The sequence below is a fragment of the Enterobacter sp. PL1 genome, assembly GCF_945957325.1.
GTDB lineage: Bacteria > Pseudomonadota > Gammaproteobacteria > Enterobacterales > Enterobacteriaceae > Enterobacter > Enterobacter roggenkampii.
Window position 1 is genome coordinate 110,453 of record NZ_CAMFKT010000001.1, and the last position, 12,010, is coordinate 122,462.

Here is a 12,010-nt window from a genome sequence, read left to right on the forward strand (position 1 = left end):
CAGAACATGACGTACGCAGTCGAGTTTAACAATGTTTCCCGTCTGTACGGCGACGTCCGGGCGGTGGATGGGGTCACCATTGCGATCCGCGACGGAGAGTTTTTCTCCATGCTGGGGCCTTCGGGCTCCGGCAAAACCACCTGCCTGCGTCTGATCGCCGGTTTTGAACAGCTGTCAGGCGGGACGATTTCCATCTTCGGCAAAGAGGCGAGCGAACTGCCCCCCTGGGAGCGGGACGTGAACACCGTGTTTCAGGACTACGCGCTGTTCCCGCATATGTCGATCCTCGACAATGTTGCCTACGGGCTGATGGTCAAAGGCGTCGACAAGAAAAAACGCCATGCCCAGGCCCGTGATGCCCTGGAAAAAGTGGGCCTGAGCTTTGCCATCGCCCGCAAACCGTCGCAACTTTCCGGCGGCCAGCGTCAGCGTGTCGCCATTGCCCGCGCGCTGGTGAATGAACCGCGCGTCCTGCTGCTGGATGAACCTTTAGGGGCGCTCGATCTCAAGCTGCGGGAACAGATGCAGTTCGAGCTGAAGAAGCTTCAGCAGGAACTCGGCATCACCTTTATTTTTGTCACCCACGATCAGGGCGAGGCCCTTTCCATGTCGGATCGGGTGGCGGTGTTCAATAACGGGCGCATCGAGCAGGTGGATACCCCACGCGATCTTTACATGCGTCCGCGCACGCCGTTTGTCGCCGGTTTTGTCGGCACCTCCAACGTTTTTGATGCGGGCCTTGCGCAGACGCTTTGCGGCATGGAGGGCACCTTTTCCCTGCGCCCGGAGCATATTCGCCTTAATGAACAGGGTGACGTTCAGGTTCAGGGCGTCGTGCAGGCTGTTCAGTATCAGGGGGCTGCCACGCGTCTGGAGCTGAAGCTCGCCGATGGCGCCAAACTGCTGGTGAGCCACGCTAACTTCAGTGACGCCTCGCCGCTGAGCGGCATTGCGCCTGGGCAGGCGGTCATGGCGTCATGGTCGCGCGATGCGATGATCCGCCTTCACGAGGAGAGGTGAAATGGATATGAGCGTTGCGCATCCTCCCGCCCCGCGCGGCCGTCTGAGCCGCATGACGGCCCTGTTCTGGCGAAAGCCGTCGCTCGGTCTGTTCCTGCTTCTGCTTGCGCCGCTGATGTGGTTTGGCATCGTCTATTTAGGGTCGCTGCTGACGCTGCTGTGGCAGGGGTTTTACACCTTTGACGATTTCACCATGGCGGTCACGCCGGATCTCACGCTGGCGAACATTCAGGCGCTCTTCAATCCGGCAAACTACGACATCATCCTGCGCACGTTAACGATGGCGATTGCGGTGACCATTGCCAGCGCCATCCTTGCGTTCCCGATGGCCTGGTACATGGCGCGATACACCAGCGGCAAGTGGAAGGCTTTTTTCTATATCGCCGTGATGCTGCCAATGTGGGCGAGCTACATCGTCAAAGCCTACGCCTGGACGCTGCTGCTGGCGAAGGACGGCGTGGCACAGTGGTTTCTCAGCCATCTCGGACTGGAGCCGATTCTGACCTCAATCCTGACGCTCCCGGCAATTGGCGGCAACACCTTGTCCACCTCCGGGCTGGGACGGTTTCTGGTCTTCGTTTACATTTGGCTGCCGTTTATGATCCTGCCCGTCCAGGCGGCGCTGGAGCGCCTGCCGGCCTCGCTGCTGCAGGCCTCGGCCGACCTCGGCGCGCGTCCCCGTCAGACGTTCCGCTATGTCGTTCTGCCGCTGGCCATCCCGGGCATTGCGGCGGGTTCAATCTTCACCTTTTCCCTGACGCTGGGGGATTTCATCGTTCCACAGCTGGTGGGGCCGCCGGGCTACTTCATTGGTAACATGGTCTACTCCCAGCAGGGCGCTATCGGCAATATGCCGATGGCCGCCGCGTTCACGCTGGTACCTATCGTGCTGATTTCTCTTTATCTGGCGTTCGTGAAACGTCTGGGAGCATTCGATGCACTCTGAACGCGCACCGCTGTTCCTGAAAGTGGCAGCATGGGGAGGCGTCATCTTCCTGCACTTCCCGCTGCTGATTATCGCGACCTATGCCTTCAACACCGAAGACGCCGCCTTCAGCTTTCCGCCACAGGGGCTGACGCTGAAATGGTTTAGCGTGGCGGCGGGGCGCGGCGATATTATCGAATCCGTGACGTTGTCACTTCAAATTGCCGCGCTTTCCACCGCGATAGCCCTTGTGCTTGGCACGCTTGCTGCAGCAGCGCTGTGGCGAAGCGCGTTTTTTGGCAAGAATGCGATCTCTCTGCTGCTGCTGTTACCGATTGCGTTACCGGGGATCATAACCGGCCTGGCGCTGCTGACGGCTTTCAAAACGATTAACCTGGAGCCGGGGTTTTTCACCATCGTGGTCGGACACGCCACCTTCTGCGTGGTGGTGGTGTTTAACAACGTGATTGCCCGGTTCAGACGCACCTCCTGGAGCCTTGTGGAGGCGTCGATGGATCTCGGGGCTGACGGGTGGCAAACCTTTCGCTACGTGGTGCTGCCCAATCTGGGTTCCGCGCTGCTGGCCGGGGGAATGCTGGCGTTTGCCCTGTCGTTTGACGAGATCATCGTCACAACGTTTACGGCGGGACACGAGCGCACGTTACCGCTGTGGTTGCTCAACCAGCTCGGGCGTCCGCGTGACGTGCCGGTCACCAACGTCGTGGCTCTGCTGGTGATGCTGGTGACAACTATCCCCATTCTGGGAGCCTGGTGGCTAACCCGCGACGGCGAAAACATTGCCGGCAGCGGGAAATAACAGTGAATTCAACAGGAAAATGCTATGCAAAAACATCTGCTGATAAACGGTGAGCTGGTTGCCGGAGAAGGTGAAAAACAGCCGGTTTATAACCCGGCCACCGGAGAGGTGCTGCTGGAGATTGCTGAGGCGTCAGCGGCCCAGGTCGACGCGGCGGTGCTGGCGGCTGACCGTGCTTTTGCGGCGTGGGGACAAACGACGCCGAAAACCCGCGCCGAGTGCCTGCTGAAGCTGGCGGACGCGATTGAAGCGCACGGTGAGGCATTTGCCCGGCTCGAGTCCCTCAACTGCGGCAAGCCGCTGCACTGCGCGCTGGGGGATGAAATTCCGGCGGTGGTCGACGTTTTCCGTTTCTTTGCCGGGGCCGCTCGCTGCCTGAACGGTCTGGCAGCGGGCGAGTACCTTGACGGTCACACCTCGATGATTCGCCGCGACCCGGTGGGCGTGGTGGCCTCTATCGCGCCGTGGAACTACCCGCTGATGATGGCAGCCTGGAAGCTGGCCCCCGCGCTGGCGGCAGGGAACTGCGTGGTGATTAAGCCCTCTGAGATCACGCCCCTGACCGCGCTGAAGCTGGCAGAGCTGGCAAAAGATATCTTCCCGGCGGGCGTTCTGAACGTGCTGTTTGGTCGCGGGAAAACGGTCGGCGACCCGCTCACCGGGCACGAGAAGGTCCGCATGGTTTCGCTGACCGGTTCGATCGCGACCGGGGAACATATCATCGGCCATACGGCGTCCTCGATTAAACGCACCCATATGGAGCTGGGCGGCAAAGCGCCGGTGATCGTGTTTGATGATGCTGACCTGGATGCGGTGGTTGAAGGCGTGCGGACGTTTGGCTTCTACAATGCCGGGCAGGACTGTACGGCAGCCTGCCGCATTTATGCCCAGAAGGGAATCTATGCCCAACTGGTTGAAAAACTGGGTGCCGCAGTCGCCAGCCTTAAAATGGGGGCGCCGGAAGACACCTCGACCGAACTGGGACCGCTCAGCTCGGCCGCCCATTTGTCACGCGTCTGTCAGGCCGTCGATGAGGCGAAAGCGCTCGGCCATATCCGGGTTGTCACCGGCGGGAGCAAAAAAGAGGGGGCGGGCTACTACTTCCAGCCAACCCTTCTGGCGGGAGCAAAACAGGACGACGCCATCGTTCAGCGCGAGGTGTTTGGCCCGGTGGTGAGCGTCACCGAGTTTGATGACGAGGCGCAGGTGCTGGCCTGGGCAAACGATTCGCAGTACGGCCTGGCGTCATCGGTCTGGACCAAAGACGTGGGGCGTGCCCATCGCCTGAGCGCGCGCCTGCAGTACGGCTGCACCTGGGTGAACACCCATTTTATGCTGGTGAGCGAAATGCCGCACGGCGGCATGAAATTATCGGGCTACGGGAAAGATATGTCGGTCTACGGGCTTGAGGATTATACGGTTGTCCGGCATGTCATGATCAAACACTGATCCGCTCAGCCTGGCCGCTTGCGCGGTCAGGCGTTCTCTTTGCCCGCCAGATGTGTTACGTAAGATACTCAATTGTTATTAGCCATAATTTTTAAGTGGTTATTCTGTAACGAAAAAACTTGATCTGTGTCAACATATGACGCATATTGCGTGCGGTTATTTTTTCGGCTCTGGTATACAGAATGACGTTGTATCAAAAGATGTTGGTTTTTTACGCAATCATGGCTTCCATCTGCGCGTTAATCACCTGGTTCCTCTCAAAAGACCGCAAACGTATCCGCCTGCTGAGCGCTTTCCTGGTGGGGTCAACCTGGCCAATGAGCTTTCCCGTTGCGCTGCTGGTCTCGCTTTTCTGAAGCACGCTTCCAGTTTTAAAAGATGAACATAGCATTCCTGATGCGATAACTGTATAAATACACAGTGCATCGTAAAAGGAGTGCTTATGAACAGTTTTTACTCGCAGCAGGCCGGTTGCACCGTACGCTGGCACGACTTGCCCGGCTCCGGCGATCCCGTGGTGTTCATTCACGGGCTGGGCTGCGCCGCTTCCTATGAATATCCCCGCGTCGTTCGTGACCCGCTGTTTGGCGCACGCAGAGCCATTCTCATCGACTTGCCCGGCAGCGGCTACAGCGATAAGCCTGAGCACTACAGCTATAAAACCACCGACCAGGCGCACGTTGTGGCGGAGCTGATTGACCATCTTAAACTGGATTCCTTCTGGTTATACGGCCACAGCATGGGCGGCAGTATTGCTATCGAAACGGCGGGGCTTTTGGCTACGCGCGTGAAGGGGCTGATGGTGTCAGAACCCAATTTTCATGCGGGTGGGGGCATGTTCAGCCGGTCAATCGCGGCGCAAAGCGAGCAACAGTTTCTGGAGCAGGGTTACGACGCCATGCTCAGCGCAGAAAAAACGGCGTGGGCAGGGTGCCTGCAGAGCAATGCGGCTTATGCCGTCTGGCGCGGTGCATCTGGCCTGGTGGCGGGCGTTGAACCGGAATGGGAAGCGCAGTTCCTGTCACTTCCTTGCCCGGTAACGTTGATTTTTGGCGAGCTCTCTCTGCCGGATGACGATGTGGAAAATCTGCAACAGAAAGGCGTTGAGGTAAAAATTATCCCTGCGGCGGGGCACTCTATGTCGTGGGAAAACCCCTCTGCGCTGGCGCAGGCATTAGCCGGGTGTATGACGATGTAATTATTGTACAATTTATCATCGTTGCGAAATGTAGGCCGGGTAAGCGCAGCGCCACCCGGCAAGAAGGCGGCTACATTATTAAAGCACGTAGTGCCTGACGAGCGTCAGGCTGAACATCATGCGGGTGATGGTAATCAATGTTCTCGATCGCGCGGCTATAGAGCGCGACCAGCCAGTCGTAAACGTACGCGGTAGCCGCATGGACCGGCTGTTCGCCCAGACGCGTCAGGCGGGGCTCGGCGCTGCTCACCACCGGGGTGACGAAGATGGCCTGCCCCTTGCGGATGCGGCTTGCCGGGCGCGTCGCCACGGGGGTCTTGTCGTAACCCAGCCAGCCAACGAAATTGCCCATCACGGCATGCAGTTGCGCAGCGCTACTCTTATCCGCTTCGACAATTCGCTGCAGCTGCTGAGGCAGATCCAGCCGGTAGCTGGTGACCACCAGCACATCCGCAATTTGCTGTAACACCGCAGGATCCAGCCCAAGACGGGCGGCTGTCGCCTCGTTGCGGCTCCACTGGCGCAGATGATTTATCCAGACTTTGTGCGCCAGGCGCGCTTTGTCTTTGGTCTGGTACAGACCGGCGCTTTCCTGGGCGTTCTCGGCAAACAGGTCAATGGTATCCGTAAATAGCCCGTTGACCTGCTCCTCGCGCGGCTGCTGAACGGCCAATAGCGTTTCAAAGGCCTTCAGCGGCGGCAGCAGGCCTTCAAGCAGCTCGCCGTGGCGGGCGGCACTGCTTTGCAGCGTGCGCACCATGTTTTCTGCCTGAGTGCGTCGGATACCTGGCTCCTCAACCAGCGGTGCCAGGTAGCTTTGCATCATCGCCGAGAGCTCCAGACGCAGCGCGTTTTTGAGCGTGCCGAGACGCTTCTGTCGCTGCGCGGGCAGCGTGGCCTGAGACAGCCACTCAATGACGCGCTGCATGCTGTGGCTGTCCAGAGCCTGCAGCGTGCCCCAGCGCAGGCCGGGCTTCCCGAGCAGATGCTGTACGGCTTCATCGAGATTCTGCCGGGTGGTAAAGCGAGCGTCGTGCGGGGTGATCGCCCATACCAGACCCGGCAGGGCAGATTCTTCCGCAGGCTGCGTCTCCCTGACCCAGTTCATTAACACTTTTGCTTTTTTGGCCGTCTGTTCGTGCTGCGCCGTCGCGTTGCAGATGACCAGCACATCCGGCTGGAGCTGTTGACGGTAGTGCTCAAGCAGCCACTGGGATTTTGCCTGGCGTAGCGGATCGGCATGGCGGTCTTCAAACACAGGGATATCAATGATATCGACATTATCCAGCGCGCCGTTCTCAACCGGAAGCACCAGTTCACGGGTCAGGAAGGCCAGCACATCGACGGGGAGGCTGATGGCGTTCAGCATCTCACCGTTGTTCAGCGGATGGAGAAGCGTCTCTTGCGTATTCTGCAGCGCTACCGAGCCGTCGTGCGTCAGGAACCCTTCGCCAGGCAGCCCGAAGCTGTCCACCAGCAGGCTAAGGGGGGCAGCAATCTCGCTGGCATGGCTGGTCTGGTGCAGCACATGGGCCAGATTTAACCACTGCTGGGTCAGTTCCTGCTGCTCGCCCCACAGCAGCGACCACACGCTGGCGCGGGTGCTGAGATCGAGCGAAGGCACCAGTTGGGCGAACTCGTGCCACAGGGCATCATCAATTTGCTGTTTCGCGGCGGGTACCGTGCTCTGCCAGAAGCGGGCAATCGCCCCCACGTCCTGCGCCGTGATGCCGGGCACGCTCTGCGGCTGGCGCAGGCCGCGCCATTTCTCCAGGCGGGTCTCGATGACCGCCTTATCCACCGCGCGCATCTGCGGGTGCAGCGTCGTGCGGGCAATAAACAGCTGCACCAGCTCGGCCTCGGTGACCAGACTCAGGCGCAGCGGAAACGCCTCGTCAAGCGCTTCCGGGGTTTCCCGGGTGAAGCGGACGGCCATGTTGGTCAGGGCATGTCCCGGATTGATATGCGAAAAATAGTCAAAGGTGCGCTGGCCTGGCGTCACGTTCAGGCGTCCATTGCCGCTGCCGCACAGCGACAACAGCAGGTGCGCTTTCGCGCTCTGCGAATGGCCGTAAAGCCCGATGCTGCTCTGGCGGGTCATGGCGCGTTCAATGGCCTGCTCGCGCGCCTGCGCCGCGTTGATGCGGGCAAGCAGGGCGTCGGCATCGTTATCCAGCACGGGGGCGTTCAGGCGCGTCTCGTTGATCCACCCGATTAAGGCCTGAGTGGTGGTGGTCGTCGCTGTCATTTCAGGTATACGCTCCCGCTGTCGATCCAGTAGTGGCTGCCGCTGTGTCGGCGGTCGGCCAGGGTATTCAGTTTGAAGGTTAAGGCGTCAGGCGCCACCGGCGTGCCGTCCTGCAGCCAGGCATCGCTCAGCTCGAAGGCCTCCGGGCCTTCATGCTTGCTGCCGCCGCAGAGCTTGAGCCGCACGTTCAGCACGCCGTCGCCAGCAATCGCTTTCGCCAGTTCGGCCGAGTTAATGCTGAGCGTGTAGAGCGGCGTGGCCGGCCAGCGCGCGTTCGCCAGCTGGCGGAAGCCGAGGGTGACGTTACCGCGCAGCGGGAAGTGCAGACGCGCGTCAAGCTTCGCACCGGGTTTATCAAGATCGATATCCTGATACCAGACGTTTTCCTCGCGCAGGGTATTGACGGTGTTATCCAGCACGCCCAGATAGCGCACGGTGGAATACGCGCCAATGTCCGCGGCTTTAAAGTTGAAGCGCGGCAGACGCAGGTCAAGCGCCAGGCTGCAGAGCATGGCCCCCACGGCAGCGGTCGATTTCGGGTTGCCAATGCGCCCCTGCTGGCTGAACGGATACCACTCATGCACCTGGTATTTATCCAGCCAGACGATGCGGTTGACCGGCACCGGCTGCAGGTGGCGAATCAGCGCCTGAACGCCAGGCAGGCAGCCCGGGCGTCCGGTGATCAGCAGAATGTCGCAGCTATAATGGGAGATCGCCTCACACACCGCGTGGAGCGGGGAGGCCAGCGTAAACTGCCCGGCCAGCATCGCATCCTGCATTTCGCGGAAATTGACGTGCAGCGGCACGGCGAAGAGGTCAAAAGCGTCAGAACCCGCAGGCAGGGCATGGTCGATCGCCTGCTGCAGATAGTTCATCACGTTGCGGGTCGGCTTCTGTGGCAGGAGATCGCCAAAGGTGGCGTGCAGACCAGCCAGAGGATCGTCAACGTCGCTGGACTCCCACCCGGCAAGAATCGCATGGCCAAGCGGCATAAACAGCTGCAGCGCCGTCTGCTGGCGCAGTACGGCCTGGGTATCAATGCGCCCGGAGTCACCGAACAGTGAAGCCATCAGCAGCGAGGCGTCTGCGATACCGGATTTTTGCAGCTGCGTTTGCAGGGCGGGCAATACGTAGCGCTGAATCACGTCCAGAAGCGTGTCGTCGCCCGCCACCTTAAAGCCTTCACGGAACAACAGCTGCGGGGTGATTTTGACGTTATTGCCGGAGCCGTCGTCCAGCTGGTAATGGGTGATCGCCATATCCGTTGTGCCGCCGCCGATGTCGATGGACGCGACGCGCAGCGCGCGTCCCGGCTGGCTACCCGGCTCAGGCTCACGGTCCGGACGGGCAAGGGAGGCGAAGAAGGCCTCGGTCTGGCCGCCAAAGCGGGAGATGGCTTCGTTATACAGCCAGACCAGCTGACCGCAGCTGGCTTCATCCCACTCCATCTGGATTTCCGGTACCGGCACCACGCTTTTTTCCTGCTGTTTGCGGGTGACAAAATCCTCATCCTGCGGGTGCCAGCCCATCGCTTTCCAGACAATGGCGATGGCTTCAAACATGCGGCGACGGAAGATCTCGCGCTCCTGCTTTGGCATGGCGGAGGGCAGCGTCAGGATCAGCGTGCGCAGCTGGCGCGGCGAGGCAGGGAAGCCCAGGCGCAGGCGCGTGGCGACGCTGTTGATCTGCCCCAGCGCCTGTGCCAGCAGCTCGCACAGCATGTGGGTCATCAGGGTGCTGCGGCTGTATTGCGGCGAGAAGACCGGCAGGCGCTCGTCCTGCGGCAGCGTGAAGAGCGGCTCGCCGTCATCGTTCATCAGGTTCATCAGCGGGAACGCGGTGGCAAGCGGTTCACGCTGGGTCTTGCTGTTCATCTGGCTAAAGCGCCAGTCCTGCACGACCGGGGTTTCATCCCACAGGTAGCGACGCGGGCTGGAGATACCGCTGTTGCCCTCGGTGCCCAGACGCTGCATCGCCAGCTTGCGGGCCTCATCGCCGACGCGGACAATCGACGGCCAGACGAAGGCATCTTCGCGACCGCTTTCCACCGAGAAGTGCTGCTTGCCAAAACGCGCTTCCGAAAACTCGAGACGGCTGGTGAACAGCGGCTCGTTCAGGAACTGCGGCTCGCTGAGCGAGCGGACCTGCAGCTCGGCGGTCTGGCGCAGCCCATCGTTGGCATCGCCGTGGTCTTCAATAATGATGCCGCAGGTGTGGGTATTGCCCACGTCGAGGATCAGGTCGACCGGAATGGCAGGCGTGCTGAGCGTATGGGTGACAAATTTCACTTCCGGCACGGTGAGCTGTTCACCGAGCATGGTCAGCAGGTTGAGCCAGTGGGCCTGATACTCAAAGCTGCGCATCGCCTGCTGCAGGTCGCGTTCAGAGCGGTTCTCAACGCCGTCGGCATACTGGGTAAACGCCTCGCGCAGCCAGCCGTCAATCCAGGTCTGATCGAGGAAACTGTCTACCTCGTTATCGCGCCAGGCCAGCGCGAAGCGGGTGCCGTTCAGAATATCGTTTTCCACCGGAGAGAGCGCGGACGTGGCATGGTCGGCAATCTGGCTGTCAAGCGCGAGGGTCACGCGGTGGGTATTGCCTGCCGTGTCCGGGGTGTCAAGCTTGCGCACCTGAACGCGCGCCCAGTTATCCGGCCCTTCAACAAAGGTCCGCGGCGGGTTGAAGCGCAGGAACGGAACCGGAAGCCAGACGCCATCCAGTACCGCCAGCGACTGATGCAGCGGGATAGTGGTTTCCGGCTTGACCACTTCAGGCTGGCCGCCGTTCATGCCCGGCAGGGTATAGCGACCGTTGACCAGGTCGAAATCGAGGCGCAATAGCGGGCCGTTCGCGGTTTTACGCACGAAGCGCCCGTTGCTGGCGGAGTCCTGCGGCGTCAGACCGAAATCGAGGAACTGCACGCCGCTGTTGGCAATAAGCGTGACGCTTTGTTTATAGTCGCAAAGATTTACCAGCATAGGATCAGGCACCTGCTTTCTTGAACGTCAGTGGGACGACGGTGTTGGCATCATAACGGGCGCGACATTCTGCGATATCGCTGGTGCCTGCTTTACAGGCCACTTCCGGCATCGGGTAGCGGGAACCGTCGGTGCAGCGGGCAGTACCGCGACTCTTAATCATCAGTTCGCCATTGCTGTGCAGCCCGGAGAAGACCTCCGCGCGGCAGACAATGTTGTCGCCGTGGACAACGCGGGCGAAACCTTTATTGTTCTGGATCTGATAGCGCAGCGAAGGCGGCTTGCCGGTCACCGGATCCTTCACGTCGAGGATGGCGCGCCAGGTGCCGTTCAGGAAGCGCGTCGATCCCGCTTTCACCTGATTCGCTTCCATCACCATGGCGTCTTTCGGAATGGCGACAATCACCACCGGAGCGGGTTGTGGCGCAGCTTCAGCCGGAGCCGCTTCTTTTTCTTTGCTGGCCACGACCTCCGCCTGATGCAGCGGTAGCTTCATCGCCAGCGGTTCAACCGCCTTGATCGGCTTTGGCGCAATCTCCACGGGTTCTCGTGCGGGCGCCGGGGCGGGCTCAGCGGAAGGCGCCTGTTTTGGCCACAGCAGCGGGGCGGTAACGGCGGCAACGATCACGGCGGCAACCGGCAGGGTCCACAGGGGAACGCGGCGCTTTTTCACGATGTTCGCCGGAACAGGTTCCTGGACTGGTTGCGCAACGACGGGGGCCGGTTCGGGCTCATACAGCTCCTCCGGCGTAATACGCACCACGGTGGACGGGGCGACCAGCGGCTCGTCAGCGTGCTCAAAGGTCATCACCGGCTCTGGCTCAGGCTCGGGTTCAGGATCGTCAATCACAACAGGGGCTGGCTCAGGGATCAGGGACTCACGCAGGCAGTCGAGGACATCGTCGCGCGCGTTCTCGTTGAGGTTTACAAATCCCCAGAAGCTGATGACCGGCTTTCCGTCCACCAGGAAGAGGAAGTTTTCGCCCGGGAACTGAAATGCCTTCGACAGCAGAGAGCCAAAGAGCTGTTGCGCGGTTTTGGGCGACTGCAGGCATTTCTTGCTTAATGACTCGACGCTGGCGAGCGTGTTTTCCAGATAGCGCAGGGCGCGATAGCGATCATCTTCATCGGCCGCTTTCCAGCTGGTTACGCTCCCTTCAACCGGGGAATACCAGTCCACGCGGTCGCCGCTGTCGTTGACCTGAGGAATCGCCAGACAGTCGACGATGGCCTGTTGTTTGCGCAACCGGAGCGCTTCCCGGATTTGCAACGCTGATTCGAAAACGGCTTGTCCGCCGCCGCCAACGGCCTGAAAATCATCCAGATTACCGCTGCGTAAAAGAGTTTTTGCCACGATTTGATCCCATATACTTCT

General features: G+C 60.5%; 9 protein-coding genes. 6 read left to right on the top strand and 3 right to left on the bottom strand.

Annotated features, from left to right (window positions below; genetic code table 11):
- Window positions 1-6: 6 nt before the first annotated feature.
- The 6 genes from N6P30_RS00645 to N6P30_RS00670 all read left to right on the top strand — a co-directional run bounded on the left by N6P30_RS00645 (window position 7) and on the right by N6P30_RS00670 (window position 5,409).
- On the top strand, window positions 7-1,020 hold the full coding sequence (locus N6P30_RS00645; RefSeq protein WP_023292288.1) for an ABC transporter ATP-binding protein: 1,014 nt from the start codon (window positions 7-9) through the stop codon (window positions 1,018-1,020).
- A gap of 1 nt (window position 1,021) precedes the next feature.
- Window positions 1,022-1,966: an ABC transporter permease gene (locus N6P30_RS00650; protein ID WP_023292289.1), complete on the top strand. Its 945-nt coding sequence runs from the start codon at window positions 1,022-1,024 to the stop codon at window positions 1,964-1,966.
- Window positions 1,956-2,762: an ABC transporter permease gene (locus N6P30_RS00655; protein ID WP_023292290.1), complete on the top strand. Its 807-nt coding sequence runs from the start codon at window positions 1,956-1,958 to the stop codon at window positions 2,760-2,762. Before N6P30_RS00650 ends, N6P30_RS00655 begins: the two co-directional genes overlap by 11 nt.
- Window positions 2,763-2,786: 24 nt before the next feature.
- A complete protein-coding gene (gene patD, locus N6P30_RS00660; RefSeq protein WP_021240249.1) occupies window positions 2,787-4,211 on the top strand; it encodes an aminobutyraldehyde dehydrogenase in 1,425 nt (474 codons plus the stop codon).
- 182 nt (window positions 4,212-4,393) lie between these two features.
- Window positions 4,394-4,567: a GhoT/OrtT family toxin gene (locus N6P30_RS00665; protein WP_013096478.1), complete on the top strand. Its 174-nt coding sequence runs from the start codon at window positions 4,394-4,396 to the stop codon at window positions 4,565-4,567.
- Between the two features lie 86 nt (window positions 4,568-4,653).
- On the top strand, window positions 4,654-5,409 hold the full coding sequence (locus N6P30_RS00670; protein ID WP_023292291.1) for an alpha/beta fold hydrolase: 756 nt from the start codon (window positions 4,654-4,656) through the stop codon (window positions 5,407-5,409).
- A gap of 70 nt (window positions 5,410-5,479) precedes the next feature.
- Here N6P30_RS00670 and N6P30_RS00675 read toward each other — a convergent pair whose 3' ends face one another.
- From N6P30_RS00675 to N6P30_RS00685, 3 genes are read right to left on the bottom strand one after another with little or no spacing between them, the layout of a single operon-like run.
- Window positions 5,480-7,657 (bottom strand): virulence factor SrfC family protein, encoded by a 2,178-nt coding sequence (locus N6P30_RS00675; RefSeq protein WP_023292292.1) that lies wholly within the window; start codon window positions 7,655-7,657, stop codon window positions 5,480-5,482.
- Complete coding sequence (locus N6P30_RS00680) at window positions 7,654-10,635, bottom strand: virulence factor SrfB (protein ID WP_023292293.1); 2,982 nt, start codon at window positions 10,633-10,635, stop codon at window positions 7,654-7,656. Before N6P30_RS00680 ends, N6P30_RS00675 begins: the two co-directional genes overlap by 4 nt.
- Window positions 10,636-10,639: 4 nt before the next feature.
- Window positions 10,640-11,989 carry an SrfA family protein gene (locus N6P30_RS00685; protein WP_023292294.1) on the bottom strand — a complete coding sequence of 450 codons (1,350 nt, stop codon included), beginning with the start codon at window positions 11,987-11,989 and terminating at the stop codon, window positions 10,640-10,642.
- Window positions 11,990-12,010 lie beyond the last annotated feature (21 nt).